The sequence below is a fragment of the Streptomyces zhihengii genome (assembly GCF_016919245.1).
Classification (GTDB): domain Bacteria; phylum Actinomycetota; class Actinomycetes; order Streptomycetales; family Streptomycetaceae; genus Streptomyces; species Streptomyces zhihengii.
In genome coordinates, this window is the sequence record NZ_JAFEJA010000001.1 from 1,255,693 (window position 1) to 1,275,196 (window position 19,504).

The following is a 19,504-nucleotide window of genomic DNA, read 5'->3' on the forward strand; positions in this document are numbered from 1 at the left end:
GACCGGCCGCACCCCTCAAGCCCGTCCGGCGCTTGAGGACACGGACCGAAGGGCCGTGCCACGACCACCGGCCGCACCCCTCAAGCCCGTCCGGCGCTTGAGGACACGGACCGAAGGGCCGTGCCACGACCACCGGCCGCACCCCTCAAGCCCGTCCGGCGCTTGAGGACACGGACCGAAGGGCCGTGCCACGACCACCGGCCGCACCCCTCAAGCCCGTCCGGCGACCGAGGACACGGACCGAAGGGCCGTGCCACGACCACCGGCCGCACCCCTCAAGCCCGTCCGGCGACCGAGGACACGGACCGAAGGGCCGTGCACACCCCACCGGCCGGTGGGCGCGGCACCGCCTGCGGCGGCGTCCTCAAACGCCGGACGGGCTGAGGCCGCCGGTCGCCGGACAGCACCCCCGGCGCACGCCGGACGGGCTGAAGAGGCCCGGGCCGAAGGGCCCCGGGCCCGGTCAGGACCGGGCGTCCAGGTCCAGGTCGAAGTCGAGGTCGCGCTCCATCTCCTCGATCTCCATGTCGTCGAGTTCCTCCGCCAGCTCCCGGTCCCGCTCCGCCTGGGTCCCTTCGTCGAGGGCGTCGGCGAACTCCAGCTCCACCTCGAGCTCCAGATCCGGGTCCGCGTCCCCACCGGGAGGCTCCCCCGCCGCACCGTCCTCCGCCGGTGCGCACAGCCCGCGGCCCGCCTGCTCGCCCTCGGCCGCGTGCCGCGCGGAGCGGTCGCCGTCGAGGGCGATCTCGGCCAGCACCACGCTCCCGGTCTCCGACCGGCGGGCGACGGTGCTGTGCGCGTACGCGTCGACCAGGCGCAGCCCGCGTCCGCAGGGCACGTCCGCGTCGAGCGGCTCCTGCCGGCGGTCGCGGCGGTGCTTCCAGCAGCCGGCGTCCATGACCTCCACCGTCAGCGCGTCCCCGCGGAAGCTGATGACGGCGGACACCCAGGGGCTGCCGCTGTGCATGACCACGTTCGTCACCAGCTCGGTGACGATGACCGACAGCGCCTCGTCGAGATGCTCGGCCAGTCGCCATCGGCGTGCGACTGCCCGGGCGAAGCGCCGTAGTCGGCGGGCGGCCTCGGGTGAGGCCGGCATCGCGCAATGGGCCAGACCTCGCAGGGCAGCCGTCGGACCGGCCCGTTGCCGGGCCGGTTCCGAGGCACGTTCAATGGCGATCACTTGGGCTCCTGTTCGGTCGGGCACCGATGCCCTGACCTGGGTCCAGCGGCCGTGGGGCGGGCATGCCCCGCCGGCCGTCGACAGCCATGCAGACCTTCTGCGGCAGCACAACACTGGTCGCCGAGGCACAAGGGGTGCAATCAGGGACACTGAAACCCGTATACGTAAAGAAACGAATTGCCCCGGAACCTCCCAGGAGAGTGATTCGGTGGACACGGTGAGTGAGCGCGCGGCGGACCACTGGCTGACGCGCGCGCTGGAGAACGCCGGCGCCCCGGACGACCGCGCCCTCCACCAGCAGCCGGCCGCGCTGCTGCTGGTGGAGGGCGCGGCCGGGACGGGCAGGTCGCGCCTGGCCCGGCTGATGCTGGAGCGGGCGGCCTCGGCCGGCGCCGGGACGCTCGCGGTGGGCTTCACACCGTTCGGGGCCACGGTCACCGCCCGCCCTCCCGCGGCCCCGTCGCCGCCCCCGGCACCCCGCGTCCCGGGAAGGCCGCCGCCCGGCGGCACCGGCACCGGCACCGGGCGGCACGGCGACGAGGGCGACGGCCGCCCCCGCGGCACCCTGCGCGAAGCCCTCGCCCCGCTGTCGGGCGCGGACCGCACCCCCGGCGGCGTCCCCCTGCTCCTGGTCGCCGACGACGTCCATCTCGCCGACCGCCCCGCCCGGGACGCGCTGCGCAGGGTGCTGGCCCGGCCGCCCGCCGGGCTGGCCGCCGTGCTGACCTACCGGCCCGAGGAGCTGCGCGAACCGGGGCTGGTGCTCGGCCGCACCGCCGCCCTCCCCGCCTCCCTCGCGGTGCGGCGCCTGACGCTCGCGCCCCTGGACGGCGAGGAGGTCCGCGCGCTCGTCGACGAACTGCTGGGCGGCCCCGACCGCGGCCCCACCGAGCTGTACACCCGCATCACGCAGCGTTCGGGCGGGGTGCCGCAGGTGGTCGTCGATCTGGCCGGTCTGCTGCGGGAGACCGGTGAGCCGCGCGAGCGGTACACGCTGCGGGACCTGGAGGCCGCCGGGGTGCCGCCCCGGCTGCGGCAGCTCGCCCTCGGCCGGGTCGCCGCCCTCCCCGAGGAGCTGCGCCCGGTCGCCTTCGCAGCCGCCGTCCTGGACGAGCCCGCGGAGGCGGAGGAGCTGGGGGCGGTCGCCGGGCTGACGGCCCAGGCCGGCACCGAGGCGCTGGTGCGCGCGCTGCGCGGGGGCGTGCTGCGCGAGGACGGGCTCGGACGGTACGCCTTCTTCGTCCCGCTGGCCGCCACCGCCGTGTACGACGCGATACCCGGGCCCGTCCGCCGTCTGCTGCACCGCAGCGCGGCGCGGGTCCTCTCGCACCGGCGCCCGGAGCCGTGGGTGGCGCTGGCCCGGCACCGGCGCCACGGCGGCGAGGTGCGCGGCTGGCTGCACGCCGTGGAGCAGGCGGCCACGGAACGCGCGGCGGCGGGCGACCACCAGGCGGCGATCGACCTGCTGGAGACGACCCTGTCCCGGACGACGGTCCCGCTGCACGCCCGGGCCCGGCTGGCGCCGCTGCTGGCGCACAGCGCGGTGCTCGGACTGCGCTCCGAGCAGACGGTCACGGTGCTGCGGCAGATCCTCGACGAGCAGTCCCTGCCGGCCGCGGTGCGCGGGCAGATCCGTCTCGACCTCGGACTGCTGCTGTGCAACCAGGCGGTGGCCGGGATGCAGGGCTGGCTGGAGCTCCAGCGGGCGGTGGAGGAGCTCCAGGAGCGGCCGGTGATGGCCGCCCGGGCGATGGCCGCGCTGGCGATGCCGCTGCTGTCGACCGTCCCCCTGGAACGCAATCTGCACTGGCTGCGGCGGGCGGAGAAGGCGGGGGCGGAGAGCGACGACGAGGAGGCCCGGACGGCTGTCGCGGCCAACCGGGTGGGCACCCTGATGTACATCGGCGACCCGGCGGCCTGGGAGGCGCTGGAGGCGCTGCCGAGGGACACCACCGACGCGGTGTACCAGCAGCACGTCGCCCGCGGACTGTGCAACGCCGCCGACGGGGCCATGTGGCTCGGACGACTGGCACCGGCGCGCGAACTCCTCGCGGAGGGAGTGGAGTTGGCCACCCGCAGCGGTGCCGCGTACGTCGAGGAGGGCGCGCGCGGCACCTCGCTGCTGCTCGACTGGGCCGAGGGGCGCTGGGACGATCTCGCGGCCCGCGCGCGGGCGTTCGCCGCGGAGGCGGAGACCATGCCCGGCATGGCCGTGGACGGCCGCACCGTGCTCGGGATGCTGGCGCTCGCGCGCGGGGAGTGGCAGCAGGCGACGGCATGGCTCGTCGGCGAGGGGCCGCGCGAGCCGAACGCGGCCGCCGTGCCGCATGTGGCCGCCGCCTCCGGCGCGATGATCCGGATGGCGCTGGTCCGGGACGACGTGGACGCCGCGGTGGCCGAGGCATCGGCGGCCTGGGACCGGCTGCGGGACAAGGGCGTGTGGGTGTGGGGCGCGGAGCTGGCGCCGTGGGCCGTCGAGGCGACCCTGCGCTCGGGGCGGACCGCGGTCGCGCGGGCGATGGTCGCCGAGTACGCCGCGGGCCTCGAAGGGCGCCAGGCGCCCGCCTCGGACGCCGCCCTTGCGTGGTGCCGCGCCCTGGTGGCCGAGGACGCGGGCGACCACACGGCGGCGACGGCGCTGTTCCGGCAGTCGGCGCTGGTGTACGCGGGGCTGCCGCGCCCCTACGCGGCCGTGCTGGCGACCGAGGGCGCCGCCCGTTGCCGGCTCGCCGCGGGCGGGGACACGGCCCCGGCGGTCGCGGACCTCGCCTCCTGCGTGGGCCGGCTGACGGAGCTGGGCGCCGTCTGGGACGCCGCCCGCGTCCGCGCGCTGCTGCGCGCCCACCAGCCGGCGGACGGGCACCGGCCCCGCGGCCGTCCCGCGTACGGGGACCAGTTGTCACCGCGCGAGCAGGAGGTGGCGGATCTCGCGGCGACCGGGCTCACCAACCGGGAGATCGCCGCGACCCTCCATCTCTCCCCGCGCACCGTGGAGCAGCACGTGGCCCGCGCCCGCCGGAAGCTGGAGTCGCAGTCCGGGCAGAGCCTGCCCCGGGGCCGCGCCCGGCGCCCCGGCTGATCCTCGCCCGGGGCCCCGGCCGAGCACGACCGGCCCGCGCCGGGTGTCCCGGCCGAGCACCGCCGACCGCGCCGGGCGTCCCGGCCGAGCACCGCCGACCCGTGCCGGGCGTCCCGGCTGACCCGCGTGCGGAGCCCCGGCCGACCGTGCCCCGGGCCGGTGGCCGCCTGCCGCCTGCCGCCCGGGACGGGTGTTCGAGGCGGCGTGGTTGAATGCGCGCATGATCGAGCTCGTGCTGACGGCCGTGGTGCTGGCCCTCGCCGTATGGATGCTGAGCAAGCAGCTCCGGCAGCGGTCCGCCGGCACCACCGCGGAGAAGCCCACCGGCGTGCCCTGCATGCTCGCCTCGGGCAAGGGACGGCCCAGGTTCCGGCCGGGGCGGCTGGTCGTCGGATCCGAACCGCTGACCTGGAAGCCCTCGCTCGGCGGCCGTGACGTCGTCCTGCCCGCCGATCTCGCCCACACGGCCACGCGCTCGGTCACCGTCAGGGAGGCCGTCGGCGTCAACCCCCGGGCGCGGATCGTGGAGTGCGCGTCGGCGGACGGCGCGTGGCTCATCGCCGTCCTGCCGGAGGAACTGGAGCACGTCCTCGGTGCGGTGCGGCCGGCCACGGCCGCCTGAGCCCCCCTTTCCGGCGCGGGCGGTTCCGGCCCGCCTCCACCTCTCCTCCCTGCCCTCCCCCCTCCCTCCCCCTTCAAGGCCCGCACTCCGTGCGGGCCTTCGTCGTGCGCCCCCGACACGCCGCCTCCTGGGCGCCGCTGTACACAACTCCGTTCACCAGTTAGCTTGTTGACTCGGTTCACAGCGATATGCCGTGAAGTCCGCGACTACACATTGGGGGGTCAGGTGTTCCGTCACCTGCTCATGTACCGCCGCACGAACCGCACCGCCTTCACCACCGTCACGACCCGCACCACCGTCCCGACCCGCACCGCCTTCACCGCCGTCACGTCCGCCGCGATCGCCGTGGCGCTCGGCGCCGGGCCGGCCACCGCACTGCCCGCCACCGCCCGCGCCGCCGGACCGGCCGGTCCGGCGCAGGGCACGGCGGGCGCCGAGGTGCTCGTACCGGCGCCCGCCGTCCACGCCGACGGCCCGCAGACCCTGCTGACCAGCGGCAGCGACGGCATGCTGCACCGCGAGGGCGGCGGCTACCTCTGGACGACCACGTACAACCGCACCACCAGGCCCGTCCCCGAACTGGACGGTGTGCCGGAGGAGTCGATCGTCCGGCAGCACGACACCGTCAACCGGGTCACCTACACCAGGCCGCGCGAGGACGGCGGCACCGACATCGTCCGGATCGGGATGGAGGACCCCCGCTTCGGCTCCACGCTCACCGTCCCGGCGGGGTATCTGAACCCGACCGTCGCCGGCGGCTGGGTGCTGGCCACCGTCGACCAGGGCGACGGCACGTACCGGCTGGTGGAGTACCGCAACGGCCGGGAGAGCCCGATCCGCCTCCCCGACGGCGCCACCACCGGCGCCGAACCGGTCACGTACGGCTCCGCCTACGGCCGGCTGCTCATCGGCTGGACCGGCGCCGACGGCACGCCGGGCTACGGCGTCGTCGGCACGCCGGACAACACGGTGACCCCGCTGCCGGTGCGCGGCGAGGCGAGCAGCCTGCGGGTGACGCAGGAGGAGGTGAGCTGGGTGACCCGCGACGGCGGCACCACCGCCGTGCACATCAGGGGCGTGGACAGCACCGCCGCGCCGCGCGTCGTCCCGCTCGACGTCCGCTCCCCCGGCAGCGCCGTGCAGGCGTACCCCGTCGGCGACAACGTGCTCTGGTACGAGGGCGAGGGCGGCACCCTGCGCCTGACCCCGTACGCGGGTGCGGAGACGTCCCGGGACCTGCTCACCGGCGTCGAGTCCGGTTACCAGCTCATCGAGGGCCGCGGGGAGTTCGCCGCGCTCGGCAGGGACGCGGACGGCCGCCGCGGGATCCATCTGTTCGGCGTGGACGGCCTCGGCCTCGTCTCCGACCTGGCCGTCCGCCAGGCGCCCCGTACCCAGGTGGGGCGGGGCACCGTCCGGGCACTGTCCCTGGCCGGGGGCCGGCTCCGGCACACCACCGACCTGTCCGGCACGACGACCCTGCACGGCCTGGACGTCGGCGTGGGCCCGCAGCCGCGGCACGGCGCCGCGCTGCCGGACTTCGCAGGACTCGCGCCGGGGCGGTTCGCGGACGGCGGCGACGAGGGGACGGCCCGGCTGCTGACCGACCCGGAGACGGGCCACGACGTCCTGGTGACGGGCGACGACCCGCGGCAGCCGGCGGACACCTTCGCCCTCCCGCACGCGGACGGCCGGATCACCGGCGTCTCCCCCGAGTTCCTGCTGTACCGCGCGGGCGGGCGCGTCCTCGTCGTCGACACCGCCCGCGACCGGATCGTGCGCGACCTGCCGGAGCAGGCCGCCGCCCTGGACCACGGCACCCTGCTCGTGGCGTCGCGGTGGCTGCCGGGCACCGTCCACGGCATCGACCTGCGCAGCGGCCGGATCACCGGCGCCCTGCGGACCGGCGCCTCCTGTGTGCCGGACGAACTCCAGAACAGCGGCACGCTGCTGTACTGGAGCTGTGCCGGGCAGGACACGGCGGGCGTCCGCGACCGGGCCACCGGGCGGACCTGGCCCGCACCCGCCACCGGCACGCTGCTCGGCGACCGGTTCCTGGCCGCCCGCAACGGCGGCACCCTGCGGCTGACGGGCCTGGAGGCCGACGGCGGCACGACGGACCTGGGCGTCGTCGACCACCTCAAGCCGACGGCGTCCGGCGAGGACCGCGGCCGGACGTGGACCGTCGACCCGGGCGCGGGCAAGCTCGCCTGGGTCGACGCGGACGACACCGTCCATGTCACCGCCCCGCAGCAGGCCGTCTCCCCGCTGACGGTGGCCGACTCCGTCACCCCCGCCACCGCCGGGGCCGCGGGATGGGACGGGGTCTGGTGGCTGTCCAAGCCCGCCGCCTCCTGGACGCTGGTGCTCACCGACCGCCGGACCGGCGCCGAGATCCGCACCTGGACGGGTGCGGACACCCGCGGCAGCGTCCGGGTGAGCTGGGACGGCACCTCCGCCACCGGCGCCCCGGTCCCGCGCGGCGGCTACGTCTGGAAACTGACCGCCGCCCCGGCCGACGGCACGGGCGGGCCGGCGACGGCCACGGGGCAGGTGCGCGTCACCGGCTGATCCGGCGAGGGCACCGGCCCCTCCCCCGGGGCGGGGCCGGTGCCGTCTCCCGGTGCCGTCCCGGGGAACGGCACCGGCCCCGGGACTCCACGACCACGCGGAAGCGGTACCCGGGCGGCGCGGGCGGCGCGCCCGCGCTCCGTCACCACGCGGACCCGGCGCACGGGCCTCACGAGGCCACGGGGACGGGGACGGGGACGGGGCAACCGCGGCACCACGGCGCGGAGACGGGGACAGGGACGGGGCAACCGCGGCACCACGGCGCGGAGACGGCGCACCGGCCGCACCGCGGCCCGGGCCGCCGGACCGGTGAGGGCCAGGGCGACGAGCGCGACGGCGAAGGCGAGGACCCCGAGGCGGGCCGCCGTCACGGACAGCACCAGGACGAACGCCAGGGTGCCGACGGCGGACCGGGCCGCCCCGCGGCTCATCGCCGCCGCGGCGGCCGGCCCAGCCGCGCGGTGCGCGGCGGGAACCATGATCGCGAGCAGCACCGGGAGCGAGGAGAGGACACCGCCCGCCCGGGAACCGAGCGCGCCGGCCGCGGCCACGGCGGTCAGGACCGTCGTGGCGGCCAGCGCCATGCGCGCGGGCAGGTCCCACCACCGGGGCGCGCGGCCCGCTCCCGCCGGCGCGGCGGGGGCGGACCCGCGCGGGGCCGGCCGCCGCGAGCACGGCGGAGAGCCCCGCCGTCGCCCAGACCGACGGGGAGAGCGCCCCCGCGCAGGCACCGGCGCCCGCCGCCGCCAGGGCGGCTCCGAACGCGCCGGCGGGGCGCAGCCGGGTGGCGAGCCACGCGTAGGCGAGGCAGAAGCAGACGACGGCGAGCTGGCCGGTGACACCGCCCTCGGCGGCCTCGGCGGCCGCCGTGCCGCCGCTGTCGCAGCACATCAGCAGGAGGAACGGGCCGGTGGTGGTCGGTGCGCCGAGCAGCCGCCCGCCGAGGGCCGGCCCGGCACGGCGCGCGACGAGGGAGACGACGAGGACGAGGGAGGGGGCCAGCAGGATGCGAAGCAGTGCGATGTCCACGACTGCGATCGTCTCAGTGAATCGCCCGACTTTGGCTCGGAGTTCATGGCCGCAGGGGCCCTTCCACCGAATAATCCTCGGCGCCTCATCGCTGGTGCCGAGTTTTCCGTATCCTTGCGGGATGGACCGTATCGACCGGCAGATCCTGCACGTCCTGCTCACCGACGCCCGCGCCACCTACCAGGAGCTGGGCCGGCGGGTGCAGTTGTCCGCCAACACCGTCGCCGAGCGGGTGCGCAGGCTCCAGGCGAGCGGTGTGGTGCGCGGCTACCGTGCCGAGCTGGATCTCCACGCCCTCGGCCACGGCATGGAGATGATCAGCAACATCCGCCTGCGGGAGGGCTTCGACCGCGCCGCCTTCGAGGAAGGGCTGCGGACCGTCCCGCAGGTCGTCGGCGCGATGCGGCTCACCGGGGACTTCGACTACCAGCTCCGGATGGCCTGCGCCGACTCCCGCGAGTTCGAGGCCGTGATCGACCTCCTGAAGGCCGAGCACGGCGTCCAGCGCCTGAACAGCCGTCTGCTGCTCCACGAGGTCGACCTGGGGCCGGGACGGCTGGTCGCCCCCTGAGCGCGCCGCGGCACCGCTCGGCGCCGGGTGACGACCGGGCGGGGGCGGGGGCGGCCCGGCACACGGGCCGCCCGTCCCGGGAGCGGACGGCCCCGCGCCGCCCCCGGACCCGGGAGCGGATCAGCCCCGCGCCGCCGCCGGCTGGAGCTCCGCGTACGCCCCTCCCCTGGCGAGCAGTTCGTCGTGGGTGCCCGATTCGCGGACCGTGCCGTTCGCCATCACGACGATGCGGTCCGCGCCCTGGATGGTGGAGAGCCGGTGCGCGACGACGAAGACCGTGCGCCCGTGCACCAGCCGGGCGAGCGCCTCCTGGACGAGCGCCTCGGAGCGGTTGTCGAGCGCCGAGGTCGCCTCGTCCAGCACCAGGACACGCGGGTCGCGGATGAGGGCGCGGGCGATGGCGAGGCGCTGCTTCTGGCCGCCGGACAACCGGGCTCCGCGCTGGCCGACCACCGTGTCCAGGCCGTCGGGCAGCCGCTCCACGAACTCCAGGGCGTTGGCGTCACGCAGGGCCTGCTGGAGCGTCCGCTCGTCGATGTCGCTGAGCCCGTACGTCACGTTGTCGCGGATGCTGCCCTCGAACAGGATCGATTCCTGCGGGACGACCGAGAGGAAGCGGCGGTAGCTGCGCAGATCGAGCGTCGACATGTCGACGCCGTCCAGCAGGATCCGGCCGGACGTGGGCCGGATGAAGCCGATCAGCAGGTTGAGCACGGTGGACTTGCCCGCGCCCGAGGCGCCGACCAGGGCGATCGTCTCGCCCGGGCGCGCGGTGAGGCTGAAGCCCTCGACGGCCGGGGCCGCGTCGTCGTAGGCGAAGCCGACCTGCTCGAAGTCGATCCGGCCGGTCACCCGCTCCACCGGCGCCTTGCCCTCGTTGCTCTCCAGGTCGGGCGCCTGGAGCACCTCGCCCGCGGAGCGCACGGATTCGAGCCCCTTGCTGATGACCGGGGCCAGGCCGAGGAGCGTGGTCACGGAGCCGGTGAGGACGGTGAAGAAGGAGCTGAGCATGACGACGTCGCCGGGGGTGACGGGCAGCCAGCCGTGGTAGGCGACCAGCGCCGAACCGGTCAGGCACAGGACGCCGAGGATGTTGAGGGTGACCCAGGCGGCGGAGTTGAAGCGGCCGTTCATCACGTCGAGCCGCAGACCGGCCGCGAACACCTGGCGCAGGCTCCCGTCGACACGGCCGAGCGCGGCGCGTTCGAGGCCGTGGGCACGGGTGATGGGGATCAGCGTGGTCATCTCCCCGACCTGGGAGGAGAACTGCTCCACCTCCCGCCGGAAGTCCTCGTTGTGGCTGCGCAGGTGCCCGCGCAGCCGCATCACCAGGAAGCCGGCCGCGGGCACCACGATCAGGAAGACGGGCAGGAACTCGGGGGTGCGGATACCGATGACGACGAGCCCGCCGGTGAGCGTGACCAGCGCGCCGAGCCCCAGGTCGGCGCTCTGCTGCACCATGTGCTCGACCGACTCCACGTCCCGGACGACCTTGGTCTGCAGGACGCTGGCATGGACGCGTGCGTGGTAGCCGATGGACAGGTGCTGGAGCCTGCGGCACAGCGCCGAGCGCAGGGCGGTGCCCATCCGCCGGATGCTGCCGCCGAGGAGGCGGACGTACCACTGGTGCAGCGGGTAGTTGATCACCAGGATGAACAGCAGGACGCCGGTGGCCTGCCACAGGTCGCCCAGCGAGCCGTGCTGGACGACGACGTCGAGCACGGTCGCGGTGATCAGCGGCAGCAGCCAGATGGGGCTGTGCTTGACCACGAAGATGGCCGCGGCGAGCAGCAGTTTCCCGCGGTCGGGGCGGAAGAGGTGGCCGAGGGTGCGCACCGGGTTCTCGCCGCGGTAGCAGTGGTCCAGGTGGTTGGGGACGTGTTGCGTCATGCCTCCATCCCACCCCATTCCGCGCCGGACAGTAAGCGCTTTCTCACATCGCGGGCACCTGCCGCCCCGGGCCCGCGCCGCCCCCGGCGCCGCGGGCCCGGCCGCCACGGGTCAACCGGCCTCCGGGGCCCAGCGGTCGAGGGTCTCGCGGGCGGGGTCGAAGGTGAGCCAGGTGCCGTCGCCCAGGGGCCGGACGTGGCCGCCGCCCCGGCCCGGAGGGTAGGCGACCGTGCCGCGCACGCGCAGGGTGCGGGCGTCCAGGAGCCAGTGCCGCCCGGCCAGGTCCTCGTCGCTGTCGGTCGTCGAGGCGATGACGGTGTCCGCGTCGACGAAGCCGCAGCCGTAGTCCCAGAACGCCGGATCGTCGTCCGGATCCTCGGGCGGCAGGGGCGCGCCCTCGGCGAGCACCGTGCCGTCCGGTGCGTGCAGGACCAGGTCCTCGCCGTAGTGCTCGACCGTGAGGAAGCCCGGGTGGTCCCGGTGGACGTCCACCAGGATCCGGTCCTCGCCCCCGCCGGCCTCCCGGAACACGGGCCGCGGGCCGTCCAGGCGCGCCCAGCGGGTCAGGACGCCGTCCTGGCCCATGCCGACGCACAGGCCCATGTGGACGCCGTCGGGGTGGGAGAGGTGGTGCGACCCGGAGGCGCAGCTGTCCAGGGGGAGCCGGCCCGTCTCCCGGCCGTCCCGGGCGTCGAGGACGACCCAGTACTCCGGATCGGCATCCCCTTCGGGGTCTGCGACGACATGCGCCCAGACGAACCGCCCGTCGTCGGAGACCCGGCAGGAGCCGTGCTCGCTCCCGCGGCACACCTGCTGTGCGTCACCGGTGTGCGGATGCCCGAGCTCCGGGCCCCAGCAGGCGTGCGGGTGCTCCCACAGCGTCCGGCCGTCCCGGGCCACGGCCCGGACCGCGCGCTGGCCGGAGAACACCGCGAAGGTGCCGTCCGGGCTCACCGAATGCACGCCCCCGTGCCAGCCGGGCCAGGGGGAGGGGAAGACGGCGGCCGGGGCGGACTCCCCCGCGAACAGCTCGCGCAGGTCGTGGACGAACAGCTCGTCTCCGCGCCGGAGCAGTGCGCGAGAGGGCCCGCCCCGGCGGATCTCGAAATCTGATCCGTCGACGAGTGCGGCGCCGCCGGGCAGCCGTACCGAGTCGCGCGGATGTGCGGTGATCGACATGCCCCGACGGTAACCGGGCCCACCGACAACGCCGTTGCCCCCGGGGCACCCCGGGCCCGCCCACCGTCCCGCACGCGCCCGCCGCCGCGGCGGGCTCCGGCACGGCGGCCGCGCCGCCGCCGCGTCTCTGCCGGCCGGCGGCCCCGGGGCCACGGGTGCGGGGCGCGGCGCACACGGCTCAGGCCGCGGGCGGGGTTCCCCGGCGCCATGCGGGAGCTCGCGCCGGCCGGCGGCCCGGGCGGCCCCGGGGCCACGGGTGCGGGGCGCGGCACGCGCGGGTCAGGCCGCGGGCCCGGAGTGCCCCGGCGCCGCGCCCGCACGGATGTCCGCGGCGCGCGCGGCGCGGGCGACCGACGGACGGGAGGCGACGGTCACCGCGATCGACGCCGCCGCCACGGCGGTGATCGCCGCGGCGGGTGCGAGCACCGAGGCGACGCCGCCCGCGACGGCGGCACCGAGGCCCTGCCAGGTCATCCGGCCCGCGGACTCCACGCCCTGGACCTGGCCGCGGACCGCGTCGGGTGTCGCGGCGAGCAGCAGTTCCTGGAGGGGAAGCGTGGCGGCGAAGCCGGCACCGGAGACGAACACCGCCACCAGGGCGAGCGGCAGCGGCGGATGGAGCGCGAAGAGCAGATAGGGGACGGCGAGCAGCAGCCGGAGCGGGAACGCCGCGCGGCGGCGGCCCGCGGCCGTGAGCAGCCGTCCGACGACCAGGTCGCCGAGGAGCATGCCCGCCGACGCCGCGGCGAGGAGGGAGCCGGCGTGGTCGGGGGCGTAGGAGAGGAACAGCGCCTCGCAGCCGACGACCAGGCCGTTGGGGACCCACAGGTTCAGCAGCAGCGCCCGGCGCCCCGGGTCGCCGATGAGCTCCCGGTTCGCGGCCCGGGTGCGGCGCAGCCCCGGCCGGCCCGCCGGGCGGATCGAGTGCTCCCGGACGGTCGCCGCCACGACGGCCAGCCCGGCCGCGGTCAGCGCCGCGGCGACGAGGAACACCTGGTACGGCGTCAGGTGCCGGGTCAGGACGCCGCCCACGGCGTAGCCGAGGACCGCCGTGGCGCCCGCGGTGACGTTCATCAGCGAGCGCGCCGGGGCGTACCCGGCGCGCGGGACCACCTCCGCGAGCAGCCCCAGCCGCGTCCCGGTCCCCAGCGACTGGAAGAAGCCGAGCAGCAGGAGCAGGCCGAACCGGGCGGCCAGCGGCAGCCCCGGCAGTGCCTGGGCGGCGACGCCCGCCAGTGAGACGCACTGGAGCGCGACCAGGGTCCGGCGCGGGCGCCCCCCGTCCGCGACCGACATCAGGGTGAGCGCGCCGATCACGGTGGCGAAGGTGGCGCCGTACATGCTGACGGCCGTCAGGAAGGGGGAGCCGGTCCGCGCGTCGACGAGGGTGCCGAGGGCGAAGCCCGAGAGGGTGCTCGCGGCCACCGAAAGGGTGAGCCCGGCGTAGAGACCGGCGAACTCCCGGTTGCGGAGCAGCGCGCGGTAGCCGTGGCCGGTGCCGGACGGCCCGGCCGCCGGTGCGTCGGGGGCGGTCGAGGGCGAAGGGCCGGAGGGAGGGGGGACGTTGCCGGAAGGGGTGGCGCCGGAGGCGGAGGTGTCGGAAGGCATGAAAAAAGCCTCCGAGCGCACCCGCCGGGGGCGCCGAAGGCCAACTCCCCCATTCTAGCCCACCGTCCTTCGCCCACCGCCCTCGGGCTCGCCGCCCTCGGGCCCGCCGGGCCCCGCCGGAGACCTACCGCCCTCGGGCCCGCCGGATGCCCACCCTCCTCCGCCCACCGCCAGGTGCCCCCACAGCAGGGCGCCCACAGCCGGGTGCCCCGCCGGATGCCCACCGCCAGGCACCCACCGCCCTCGGGCCCGCCGGATGCCCCCCTTGCCGAGGCCCTGCCGCGCGCCGCGGCACGCGGGCCCGCCCCCGCCCGCCCCGGCCCGCCACGCCCCGGCGGGGGCCGCTAGCGCGGCGCGGAGCCGTCGGCCGGGAACGCCGGGCCGTGGCCGGGGACGATCACGTCGGCGGCGGCGAGGACGCGGAGCCGGGAGGCCTTCAGGACGCCGTGGTCCGGGGCCACCGGGTCCTCGACCGGGCCGTCGGGCCGCCACCACAGATCGCCGGCGAAGGCGACCACGCCCGTGTCCGTGCCGGCGAGCAGGGTGATGTCCTCGGCGCTGTGGCCGGGCGTGCGGATCAGGCGCAGGGACGGGGCGAGTTCGTGGCCCTCCGCGTCACGGTCGGTCCACTGGTCGTTCTCGTAGATCGCCTTGTGGTCGTGGACGCGGGCGCGGCCGAAGAGGCCGACGTTCATGGTGTTGTCCGGATGGTGGTGGCTGAGCACCACATCGGTGATGTCGTCGGGTCCGAGGCCCAGTTCGGCGAGCGGACCGAGGATCCGGTCGCGACCGGCCACCATGCCGGGGTCGACGATCACATGCCGGTCCCCGTCACGGACGTAGGAGACGGTGGCGGCCACCCCCGGCCCGGTGGAGAGCGTGTAACCGGTGGTCAGGATCGTGTAGGCGGCGCTGCGTCCGCGCGGTGCGTCGGTCATGGCCCCAGTCTCCGGTGGGGCGACGGGCCCGACGAGTGGCCGTGATGCCACCGATCGCAGGAATCGTGCCAACCGTGCCACACTCGCCGGATGACGCCCTTCGTCTCCGTCGCCGCGTACGCGCCGCCCGGTGTCGGCATGCTCGGGGCCGGCATCGTCTCCGAGGTCTTCGACGTGCGCGGGCAGGGCCTCCCCCGGTTCGACTTCGCGCTGTGCACCGACCGGCCCGGGCGGATCCGGAGCGACACCGGGCTGCCGCTCTTCGTGGAGCACGGCCTCGACCGGCTGGCCTCGGCCGACCTCGTGATGGCCCTGCCCTGGGCGGATTTCCGTACGCCGCCCGGCGCGGCCGTGCTCGACGCGCTGACCGCCGCGCACGAGCGGGGCGCACTGGTCGCCGCCCACTGCGTCGGCGCGTTCGCGCTCGCCGCGGCGGGGCTGCTCGACGGGCGGCGCGCCACCACCCACTGGCGGTTCGCGGGCCTGCTCGCCGACCGCCACCCGGCCGTCACCGTCGACGCCGCCGCGCTGTACGTCGACGAGGGACCGATCGCCACCGGCGCGGGGGCTGCGGCCGGCTTCGACCTCTGCCTGCACCTGCTGCGGCGGGAGCACGGGGCCGCCACGGCCAACGCGATCGCCCGGGACCTCGTGCTCCCGTCCCACCGCGACGGCGGCCAGGCCCAGTACCTGGCCGCCCCCGTCCCCGAGGACTCCCGGGACGACCGGCTCGCCGAGGTGCTCGCCTGGGCCCGCACCCGTCTCCACGAGCCGCTCGGGGTGGCGGAGATGGCCCGCCGCGCCCTGATGAGCCGCCGCTCCTTCGCCCGCCGCTTCGCCGCCTCCACCGGGACCACCCCGCACGCCTGGCTGCTCGGGCTGCGGCTCGCGCACGCGGAGGAACTCCTGGAGACCACGGACCTCCCGGTGGAGGAGATCGCCCGCCGGGCCGGCTTCGGCAGCGCGGCGGTGCTGCGCGCGCAGTTCGTACGCCGCCGGGGGGTGCCGCCGCGCACCTACCGCCGGTCCTTCACCCGCCTGCCCCCATCGCCCTGACGGACCGTCGGCGGGCCCGTGGGGCGATCCCGGCTCGACCCGCCCGGCCGCGCGGTCGGGGACCCTCCGCGTCCCGGGCGGGTCCCCGCCCCTGCCCCTGCCCGGCGGCTCCGGCACACACCGGGCGATGAGGTCAGCCGATCCCCGAGGTCCGGCGCCAGAGGTCCGCGAGGGCCCGGTCGCCCGTGACGGCCGCCGCATCGAGGGGCAGGCGGTTCCACAGCAGGAGGTAGAGGGTCTGCGCCGGGCCGCTCAGCTCGCAGTCGGCCGGGCCGTCCGCGGACCGTTCGGCGCGCGGCGGCGCGTCGGCGGACAGCCGCACGGTCCACACCGGGCCGGTGTCGGTGTCGGTGGGGCGCACGCGCAGGGTGCGCGGACGCTCGGTGCGTACGCGGCTTCTCGTGCGGGCGTGGAAGCCGGTGAGCAGTTCGTCGATGCCGTCGGCCGCGAAGGCCGCGTCCAGGGGGGTGAGTTCACCTCTGCGGGCGGACTCGGCGTCCACCCGGTGCACCGCCGTCTCGTGGGCCTGCCGCCGCGCCCAGAACGTCAGGGGCGGCGGTGCGCCGGGCAGGAAGGTCCAGCAGTCGGCCGCCGGGCCGGCCGCTTCCAGCGTCCGGAGCAGAGCCGCGTGTCCGTCCCGGAACCAGGGCCACAGGTCCGTGCCGGTGGGCACGCCCGGCGCCGGATCCTCCGGTACGGGCCCGGGCAGCGACCCGGCGACGATGCGGGCCGCCCAGCGGTGGAAGGTGCTCGTGTGCCGGACCAGGTCGCCCGTGGTCCAGCCGGGGCAGGTCGGGACGGGGGCGTGCTCACCCGCCCGCTCGGCGGCGTCCGCGAGGAGTTCGCCCTCTCGCCGCAGGGTGTCGATGTACTCGGTCGTCTCCATGCGGCGGATTCTGCACGTACGGCGCGCGAGGCGCCGGGGCGGGCCCGCCGTGACGACGCGCGCCCGGACTCCGCCGCGGGCCCGAGGCGGCCTCGGCGCGGTGCCGGAGGGCAGCACCGTGCCGCCGCACGGAAATTGATTGGACTAGACCAAGTCGCCGTGTGCACACTCGCTGCTCGACCGTGCCCGACAGGGCACGGCCCGCTCCAGGAGAGGCACACATGCCCGTCATCGAGGTGGCAGACCTCGTCAAGGAGTTCAGCCGACCCACCCGGCAGGAGGGCGCCTTCGCGGGCGTCCGTACGCTGCTGACGCGGGAGCGGACCGTCAAACGCGCGGTCGACGGCGTGAACTTCACGGTCCGGCAGGGCGAGATGGTCGGCTATCTCGGCCCCAACGGCGCGGGGAAGTCCACCACCATCAAGATGCTCACCGGCATCCTCGTGCCCACGTCCGGCACGGTCAGGGTCGCCGGCGCCACGCCCTGGCGCGACCGGTCGCGCAACGCCCGCCGGATCGGGGTGGTGTTCGGCCAGCGCAGCCAGCTCTGGTGGGACCTGCCGCTGCGCGACTCGCTCTGGCTGATCAGCCGCCTCTACGACGTGCCCCAGGACCGGTTCCGGGCGAAACAGCGGCAGTTCGGCGAGGTGCTCGACCTCGGTCCGTTCCTCGACACCCCCGTGCGCCAGCTCTCCCTCGGCCAGCGGATGCGCGGCGACCTCGCCGCCGCGATGCTCTACGACCCGGACATCCTCTACCTGGACGAGCCGACCGTCGGGCTCGACGTCGTCGCCAAGGAGCGGATACGCGCCTTCGTCGGTGAGCTGAACCGCGCGTCGGGCACCACGGTCGTCCTCACCACCCACGACCTCGACGACGTCGAGGAACTCTGCGACCGCATCATCCTCATCGACCACGGCAAGGTCGCCTACGACGGCGCGGTGGACGAGCTGAAGGCCCGCTACGCCCCGCACCGCGAACTCGTGGTGCAGACCGACGGGCTGGAGAGCGTCGAGGGCGCGGAGGTCGTCCGCCGGGAGGGCGGCAAGGTGTGGCTGCGCTTCGACCCCGTCCGCACACCGCCCGCCGAGCTGGTGGCCGCGGTGCTGGCGCAGCACCGGGTGACCGATCTGTCGATCGTGGAACCCGAGCTGGAGAGCGTCATCCACCGGATCTACGCGGACCGCGGATGACCGCGCCGACGGCCCCCGCCGCCGTGCGGCAGCCGCCCCGCACCTGGCTGAGGGCCCATCTCGCCTGCGCCCGGATGGAGTTCCGCGCCGCCCTCACCTACCGCACGGCCTATCTGTCGTCGTTCGCGATGATGCTCCTCCAGATCTGGCTGCTGACGGTCGTCTGGAGGGCCTTCTACGACGGGCGGGCGGAGGTGGACGGGCTCGGCCTCGCCACCATGACGGCGTACGCGACGCTGACGACGCTCCAGTACCAGCTCGTCAGCCCGTGGCGGTCCTCGCCCATCGACCAGCGGGTGCGGGAGGGCAAGGTCGCCGTGGACCTGCTGCGGCCCGTCGGCTTCCCCGGGCAGATGCTCGCCGGCCAGCTCGGATGGGCGTCGGCCGCCGTCCCGGTCCTGGTGGTGGCACTGCCGTTCGCGCTGCTGATCGGCGCGGGCCGGGCGCCCGCGTCGGCGGCCGCGGGGTTCGCCTACCCCGTGGCGCTGGCCGGCGCGCTGCTCGTGAACCAGCTGCTCGGGCTGCTGCTCGGCATGGTCTCCTTCTGGACCCTGGAGGTGAGCGGCGCCCTCATGGCCTACCGCTTCGTCGCACAGTTCTTCTCCGGGGCGCTGGTCCCGCTGTGGTTCATGCCGGGACCGGTCAGGGCGGCCGCGGAATGGCTGCCCTTCCAGGCCACCGCGTACACCCCGGCGGCCGTCTACCTGGGCGAGATCGAGGGCGCCGGCATCGCGGCCGCCCTCGGTGTGCAGCTCGCCTGGATCGCCGCCCTCGGCGCGCTGGCCGCGTTCGTCTGGTCGCGCGCCCGGCGCCGTGTCATGTCGCAGGGGGGATGAGGACGATGCGAGGTGCGCGTGTCTATCTGCTGCTGGCCGGTGCGGCGTTCCGCGCCGAGTTCCAGTACCGGGGGAACCTGTTCGTCAACATCATCGGCGGCCTGTTCTACCAGGGCGTCGGGCTGGCCTTCATCTGGGCGGTGCTGGACCGCTTCGGGCAGGTCGGCGGCTGGGGGCTGGGGGAGATCGCGTTCCTCTACGGGATGCGGCTCACCGCCCACGGGCTGTGGCTGCTCCCCGGCCACCAGCTGGTCCACGTCGACGAGGTCGTCATCGAGGGCGAGTACGACCGCTATCTGGTGCGCCCGGTGTCCCCGCTGGTCCAGCTCCTCACCCGCAGGGTCCGGCTGAGCTCGCTCGGCGACCTGGCGGGCGGAGTGGCCCTGCTGTCCGTCGCCTCGGCCTCCGCGCCGGTCGACTGGTCGCCGGGGGCCGTGTGCTTCCTGCTGCTCGCGGTGGTGGGCGGTGCGCTGGTCGAAGGCTCCCTGCAACTGGCGGCCTCCGCGCTGGTGTTCAGGATGAAGCGGGTCTCCCCCGTCAAATTCGCCATCGACATGATCTTCAGCGACTTCGGCAACTACCCGCTGAAGATCTTCGGCCCGGTGGCCGGCTTCGGGCTGACCTTCGTCTTCCCGCTGGCCTTCGTCGCCTATCTGCCCGCGACCGTGCTGATGGACCGGGAGGAGGAACTCGCCGTGCCCCAGTGGCTCGCCTGGGGCGCCCCGGGCATCGGCGTGGTGCTGATGTACGCCGCGTACCGCTTCTGGGAGCGGCAGTCCCGCCACTACGAGAGCAGCGGGCACTGAGCGGGCCGGCGGGCCCCGGGACGGCCGGCGCGCACGGAGCGCGCCGCCCGGTCCCGG

15 protein-coding genes are annotated in these 19,504 nt (G+C 75.8%); 8 read left to right on the forward strand and 7 right to left on the reverse strand.

The features are described 5' to 3' along the window. Positions 1-463 precede the first annotated feature (463 nt). Positions 464-1,099 carry an ATP-binding protein gene (locus tag JE024_RS41890; RefSeq protein WP_280521547.1) on the reverse strand — a complete coding sequence of 212 codons (636 nt, stop codon included), beginning with the start codon at positions 1,097-1,099 and terminating at the stop codon, positions 464-466. Between the two features lie 292 nt (positions 1,100-1,391). On the opposite strand from JE024_RS41890, the gene JE024_RS05315 reads away from it, so the two are divergent. The 3 genes from JE024_RS05315 (at position 1,392) to JE024_RS05325 (ending at position 7,455) form a co-directional block, all read left to right on the forward strand. Then, complete coding sequence (locus JE024_RS05315; protein WP_205372467.1) at positions 1,392-4,262, forward strand: ATP-binding protein; 2,871 nt, start codon at positions 1,392-1,394, stop codon at positions 4,260-4,262. A gap of 220 nt (positions 4,263-4,482) precedes the next feature. Next, positions 4,483-4,884 carry a hypothetical protein gene (locus JE024_RS05320; RefSeq protein WP_205372468.1) on the forward strand — a complete coding sequence of 134 codons (402 nt, stop codon included), beginning with the start codon at positions 4,483-4,485 and terminating at the stop codon, positions 4,882-4,884. A gap of 225 nt (positions 4,885-5,109) precedes the next feature. After that, positions 5,110-7,455, forward strand: coding sequence for a FlgD immunoglobulin-like domain containing protein (locus JE024_RS05325; RefSeq protein ID WP_244882597.1), 2,346 nt, complete (start codon positions 5,110-5,112; stop codon positions 7,453-7,455). On the opposite strand, the gene JE024_RS41895 is transcribed toward JE024_RS05325, so the two are convergent. Next, entirely contained in the window at positions 7,371-8,039 is a 669-nt protein-coding gene (locus tag JE024_RS41895) for a hypothetical protein (protein ID WP_205372469.1), read from the reverse strand. The two genes, JE024_RS05325 and JE024_RS41895, sit on opposite strands and share 85 nt — an antisense overlap. 566 nt (positions 8,040-8,605) lie before the next feature. On the opposite strand from JE024_RS41895, the gene JE024_RS05335 reads away from it, so the two are divergent. After that, on the forward strand, positions 8,606-9,055 hold the full coding sequence (locus tag JE024_RS05335) for an Lrp/AsnC family transcriptional regulator (protein ID WP_205372470.1): 450 nt from the start codon (positions 8,606-8,608) through the stop codon (positions 9,053-9,055). 120 nt (positions 9,056-9,175) lie between these two features. On the opposite strand, the gene JE024_RS05340 is transcribed toward JE024_RS05335, so the two are convergent. The 4 genes from JE024_RS05340 to JE024_RS05355 all read right to left on the reverse strand — a co-directional run bounded on the left by JE024_RS05340 (position 9,176) and on the right by JE024_RS05355 (position 14,670). Then, on the reverse strand, positions 9,176-10,945 hold the full coding sequence (locus JE024_RS05340) for an ABC transporter ATP-binding protein (protein WP_205372471.1): 1,770 nt from the start codon (positions 10,943-10,945) through the stop codon (positions 9,176-9,178). 111 nt (positions 10,946-11,056) lie between these two features. Then, complete coding sequence (locus JE024_RS05345) at positions 11,057-12,124, reverse strand: hypothetical protein (RefSeq protein ID WP_205372472.1); 1,068 nt, start codon at positions 12,122-12,124, stop codon at positions 11,057-11,059. A gap of 279 nt (positions 12,125-12,403) precedes the next feature. Continuing rightward, the gene (locus tag JE024_RS05350) at positions 12,404-13,732 is read right to left on the reverse strand and encodes an MFS transporter (protein WP_244882599.1); all 1,329 of its coding nucleotides are present in this window, start codon (positions 13,730-13,732) and stop codon (positions 12,404-12,406) included. 344 nt (positions 13,733-14,076) lie between these two features. Further along, the gene (locus JE024_RS05355; RefSeq protein WP_205372473.1) at positions 14,077-14,670 is read right to left on the reverse strand and encodes an MBL fold metallo-hydrolase; all 594 of its coding nucleotides are present in this window, start codon (positions 14,668-14,670) and stop codon (positions 14,077-14,079) included. A 90-nt stretch (positions 14,671-14,760) separates the two neighbouring features. Here JE024_RS05355 and JE024_RS05360 point away from each other — a divergent pair, with 90 nt between their 5' ends. After that, positions 14,761-15,726 (forward strand): GlxA family transcriptional regulator, encoded by a 966-nt coding sequence (locus JE024_RS05360; protein ID WP_205372474.1) that lies wholly within the window; start codon positions 14,761-14,763, stop codon positions 15,724-15,726. A 133-nt stretch (positions 15,727-15,859) separates the two neighbouring features. Here the strand turns inward: JE024_RS05360 and JE024_RS05365 are convergent, their stop codons facing one another. Further along, on the reverse strand, positions 15,860-16,612 hold the full coding sequence (locus JE024_RS05365) for a maleylpyruvate isomerase family mycothiol-dependent enzyme (protein WP_205372475.1): 753 nt from the start codon (positions 16,610-16,612) through the stop codon (positions 15,860-15,862). A gap of 221 nt (positions 16,613-16,833) precedes the next feature. Here JE024_RS05365 and JE024_RS05370 point away from each other — a divergent pair, with 221 nt between their 5' ends. Genes JE024_RS05370 through JE024_RS05380 form a run of 3 tightly spaced genes read left to right on the forward strand, consistent with a single transcriptional unit; the run spans position 16,834 to position 19,447 of the window. After that, positions 16,834-17,805 (forward strand): ABC transporter ATP-binding protein, encoded by a 972-nt coding sequence (locus tag JE024_RS05370; protein WP_205372476.1) that lies wholly within the window; start codon positions 16,834-16,836, stop codon positions 17,803-17,805. Further along, positions 17,802-18,641 carry an ABC transporter permease gene (locus tag JE024_RS05375; RefSeq protein WP_205372477.1) on the forward strand — a complete coding sequence of 280 codons (840 nt, stop codon included), beginning with the start codon at positions 17,802-17,804 and terminating at the stop codon, positions 18,639-18,641. The genes JE024_RS05370 and JE024_RS05375 overlap by 4 nt, the downstream gene beginning before the upstream one ends. 5 nt (positions 18,642-18,646) lie before the next feature. Then, positions 18,647-19,447, forward strand: a complete 801-nt coding sequence (locus JE024_RS05380; protein ID WP_205372478.1) for an ABC transporter permease — start codon at positions 18,647-18,649, stop codon at positions 19,445-19,447. Positions 19,448-19,504: the final 57 nt, after the last annotated feature.

Bases quoted from the DNA above. Each gene is read 5' to 3' on its own strand.
- JE024_RS05345 (WP_205372472.1), bottom strand. From the start codon at position 12,124: ATGTCGATCACCGCACATCCGCGCGACTCGGTACGGCTGCCCGGCGGC.
- JE024_RS05370 (WP_205372476.1), top strand. From the start codon at position 16,834: ATGCCCGTCATCGAGGTGGCAGACCTCGTCAAGGAGTTCAGCCGACCC.
- JE024_RS05365 (WP_205372475.1), bottom strand. From the start codon at position 16,612: ATGGAGACGACCGAGTACATCGACACCCTGCGGCGAGAGGGCGAACTC.
- JE024_RS05355 (WP_205372473.1), bottom strand. From the start codon at position 14,670: ATGACCGACGCACCGCGCGGACGCAGCGCCGCCTACACGATCCTGACC.
- JE024_RS05340 (WP_205372471.1), bottom strand. From the start codon at position 10,945: ATGACGCAACACGTCCCCAACCACCTGGACCACTGCTACCGCGGCGAG.
- JE024_RS41890 (WP_280521547.1), bottom strand. From the start codon at position 1,099: ATGCCGGCCTCACCCGAGGCCGCCCGCCGACTACGGCGCTTCGCCCGG.
- JE024_RS05335 (WP_205372470.1), top strand. From the start codon at position 8,606: ATGGACCGTATCGACCGGCAGATCCTGCACGTCCTGCTCACCGACGCC.
- JE024_RS05320 (WP_205372468.1), top strand. From the start codon at position 4,483: ATGATCGAGCTCGTGCTGACGGCCGTGGTGCTGGCCCTCGCCGTATGG.
- JE024_RS41895 (WP_205372469.1), bottom strand. From the start codon at position 8,039: ATGGCGCTGGCCGCCACGACGGTCCTGACCGCCGTGGCCGCGGCCGGC.
- JE024_RS05380 (WP_205372478.1), top strand. From the start codon at position 18,647: ATGCGAGGTGCGCGTGTCTATCTGCTGCTGGCCGGTGCGGCGTTCCGC.
- JE024_RS05375 (WP_205372477.1), top strand. From the start codon at position 17,802: ATGACCGCGCCGACGGCCCCCGCCGCCGTGCGGCAGCCGCCCCGCACC.
- JE024_RS05360 (WP_205372474.1), top strand. From the start codon at position 14,761: ATGACGCCCTTCGTCTCCGTCGCCGCGTACGCGCCGCCCGGTGTCGGC.
- JE024_RS05350 (WP_244882599.1), bottom strand. From the start codon at position 13,732: ATGCCTTCCGACACCTCCGCCTCCGGCGCCACCCCTTCCGGCAACGTC.